5 protein-coding genes and 2 pseudogenes are annotated in these 2,556 nt (G+C 65.1%); 5 read left to right on the top strand and 2 right to left on the bottom strand.

Translation table 11 applies throughout. The features are described 5' to 3' along the window. Positions 1-331 (bottom strand): annotated as a pseudogene (locus SFU54_RS11125) (protease); the annotation flags it as partial. A gap of 228 nt (positions 332-559) precedes the next feature. Between SFU54_RS11125 and SFU54_RS11120 the strand changes: the two are divergent. From SFU54_RS11120 to SFU54_RS11100, 5 genes and pseudogenes are all read left to right on the top strand, one after another. Further along, a pseudogene (locus SFU54_RS11120) lies at positions 560-856 on the top strand (type II toxin-antitoxin system RelE/ParE family toxin); the annotation flags it as partial. Continuing rightward, complete coding sequence (locus tag SFU54_RS11115) at positions 853-1,155, top strand: helix-turn-helix transcriptional regulator (RefSeq protein ID WP_319016340.1); 303 nt, start codon at positions 853-855, stop codon at positions 1,153-1,155. The pseudogene SFU54_RS11120 and the gene SFU54_RS11115, both read left to right, overlap by 4 nt. 92 nt (positions 1,156-1,247) lie before the next feature. Continuing rightward, positions 1,248-1,709, top strand: a complete 462-nt coding sequence (locus SFU54_RS11110) for a hypothetical protein (RefSeq protein ID WP_319016339.1) — start codon at positions 1,248-1,250, stop codon at positions 1,707-1,709. 19 nt (positions 1,710-1,728) lie between these two features. Continuing rightward, positions 1,729-1,968, top strand: a complete 240-nt coding sequence (locus tag SFU54_RS11105) for a type II toxin-antitoxin system prevent-host-death family antitoxin (protein WP_319016338.1) — start codon at positions 1,729-1,731, stop codon at positions 1,966-1,968. Beyond that, the gene (locus tag SFU54_RS11100; protein ID WP_319016337.1) at positions 1,965-2,357 is read left to right on the top strand and encodes a type II toxin-antitoxin system VapC family toxin; all 393 of its coding nucleotides are present in this window, start codon (positions 1,965-1,967) and stop codon (positions 2,355-2,357) included. The genes SFU54_RS11105 and SFU54_RS11100 overlap by 4 nt, the downstream gene beginning before the upstream one ends. A gap of 19 nt (positions 2,358-2,376) precedes the next feature. Here the strand turns inward: SFU54_RS11100 and SFU54_RS11095 are convergent. Next, a partial coding sequence (locus SFU54_RS11095; protein ID WP_319016336.1) for a dodecin family protein occupies positions 2,377-2,556 on the bottom strand: 180 nt, incomplete at its 5' end.

Below are 2,556 nucleotides of genomic sequence, written 5' to 3'. Positions count from 1 at the left end.
ACGCGGCAAAGGCGTTGGGGGCAGGGTCGTCGATCACCCCGACCTTGGGCATCGGGATGCCCGCCCGCAACGCCGTCGTCTCCACCACGCGATGCAGCCGCGGGTGCTGCTCGGCATCCACTGCCGCCCACCCCGCGGTGTTCGCGGCCGACGTCGTGGCCGAACTGAGCGCCCACCACAAGTAGAGCGGGCAGAAGATCAGCAGCAGCCAGAACGGCCACACCTCGCCGACCACCCACGCGCTGAGCAGCCCGAGGCCGACCACCGCGACGCAAAACAGGGCAATGAGCAGGATGCTCCACCGCTTGTTGCGCGCGATCTGCCGGTACATATCGCGAATCTACCTCGCGCGGCCTCCTCCACCGGTGTGCGTGGCGGCTCGGGGTGCACCGTGGCGGGGGAGCGGCTCAGGGGGCGCGCACCGAGCGGGCATCCTGCCCCGCATGACCAGACAAGAAATTATTTCTAGGTTATATAACACTGGAATTGTATTCTTGCCATGACGTGGAATATCGACCTCACGCTGGTTGAGCCGTGGCTTGACTAACTCGATGACGACAGCTACGCCCAGGTCGTCGCCGCGGTGGAATTGCTGAGTGAGTACGGGCCGCACTTCGGGCGGCCGCTGGTGGATTCACTTCGAGGCTCGCGCCACAGGGTGATGAAAGAACTGAGGCCGGGTTCGGCAGGAAGGTCGGAGGTTCGAATGATCTTCGCCTTTGACCAACAGCGCACGGCGGTCTTCTTGGTCGCCGGCGATAAGTCAGGCGAGTGGAGTCGTTGGTACCGCCGGTCGATTCCGGCCGCTGACGACCTGTTCGATCTACACCGGCAACAACAAGGAGACGCGACGTGACAAATCTTGACGATGTTCTTCGGCGTCGCCCCGTCGATCGTGAGCGGGTCAACGCGCTCAAGCGCCAGATGCTCGACGAGGTGCGGGCGTATCGTTTGCGCGAGTTGCGTGAAGAGTCCGCGCTCACACAGGTCGAGCTGGCGAGTCGAATGAACGTGACCCAAGCGCGCGTGTCGCATTTGGAGAGCGGCGAGATTGATCGGGCGCAGCTCGACACTCTTCGCAAGTACGCCGAAGCAATCGGCGGAGAACTTCGCGTTGAGATCGCTCTGGGCGATCAGGTGCACCGAATCGCCTGAGGTCTCCTCCACCGGTGCACGGGGATGCGCGGGGTGCACCATGGCGGGGGAGCGGCTCAGGTGGCGCGCACCGAGCGGGCATCCTGCCCCGCATGACCATCGGAGCCTTTCGCACCTACCAGCCCACCATCACGCGACCCGTCACCGCCGACGACCTGACGACCCCCGAGGCGCACCTGGCGGCGGCGCTCGGGCCGGCGATTCGCTGGCAACTGTGGTTCTTCTTTCCGCCGCACGACAACGGATTCGCCGGGCTCGCGATGCCGTGCGCCGACCTGCCGCGGCGCGCGCCGACCGATGCCGCCGACACGCTGTTCACCGTGATCGACGGCGTCGCGCAGCGCTCGGGCGCGCGCGAACTCATCATTGCCCTCGAACGCCGCGGTGGCCCTGACCCGGGCCGCCTCGATCGCGAGTGGATGCTCGCCGCATCCACCGCCGCCGACCGAGCCGCCGTGCGCCTGCGCTCGGTGCTCATCAGCCACACCCGCGGGGTGCGTGAACACGCCGCTCCGGCGGTTCTTCAACTCGAAACAAAGCACGTGCATGCTTAGTTCACTACACTTAGTTCACATGGCGGATCAGGTGAACGTTCATGAGGCCAAGACGCGGCTCTCTGAGCTGTTGGCGCGAGTCGAGCGGGGCGACGAGATCGTCATTGCGCGTGGGGGCCGGCCCATTGCACGACTCGTCGCGTTCGAGCCACCGGCAGAACGCGAGCTTGGCTTCTTGCCGGGTCTCGACACCCCCACCTCGTTCTTTGAGCCCTTGCCTGAGGCAGAACTTGCTGCCTGGGAAGGGGAAGCGTCATGACGATCCTGCTCGACACGCATGTGTTGATCTGGGCCCTCGGGGCGCCGCATCGCATTCCGACAGCCGTGCGCGAGCGGCTCGCCGACGTGCGGCAGCCGATTGTCGTGTCGGCTGCCAGCGCGTTTGAGATCGCAACCAAACACCGACTGGGCCGGCTTCCTGAAGCGGCGGCGCTTGTTCACGGTTTCGACAATCAGGTCAATCGGCTCGGTGCCGACGTCTTGCCCATTTCGGCCAGCCACGCGTCAACCGCGGGCTCGCTCGATTGGTCACATCGAGACCCGTTCGATCGCGTGCTCGCTGCTCAAGCCATGAGTGAGGGATTCGAGCTCGTAACGGTTGACCCCGTGTTCGGTGGCCTGCCCGGGCTGTCCGTCATGTGGACCTGAACAGCCCGCGCGAACGCCCCTAGTCGTCGAGAACGAAGGTGACCTCCATCGTCACCTGGTAGGCGCCGACCTTGCCGTCGACGATGTGCAGCTTCTGCTCTTTGATCCATGCACCGCTGACGTTGCGCAGCGTGCTGTTGGCACGCTCGACGCCGACGCGCACGGCGTCTTCGAAGCTTTTCTCTGAGCGAGCGGTGAT

The organism is Microcella sp. (genome assembly GCF_033763155.1).
Lineage (GTDB): Bacteria > Actinomycetota > Actinomycetes > Actinomycetales > Microbacteriaceae > Microcella.
The sequence above is the reverse complement of the archived record's forward strand: the minus strand, read 5'-3'. Positions and strand labels throughout refer to the sequence as shown.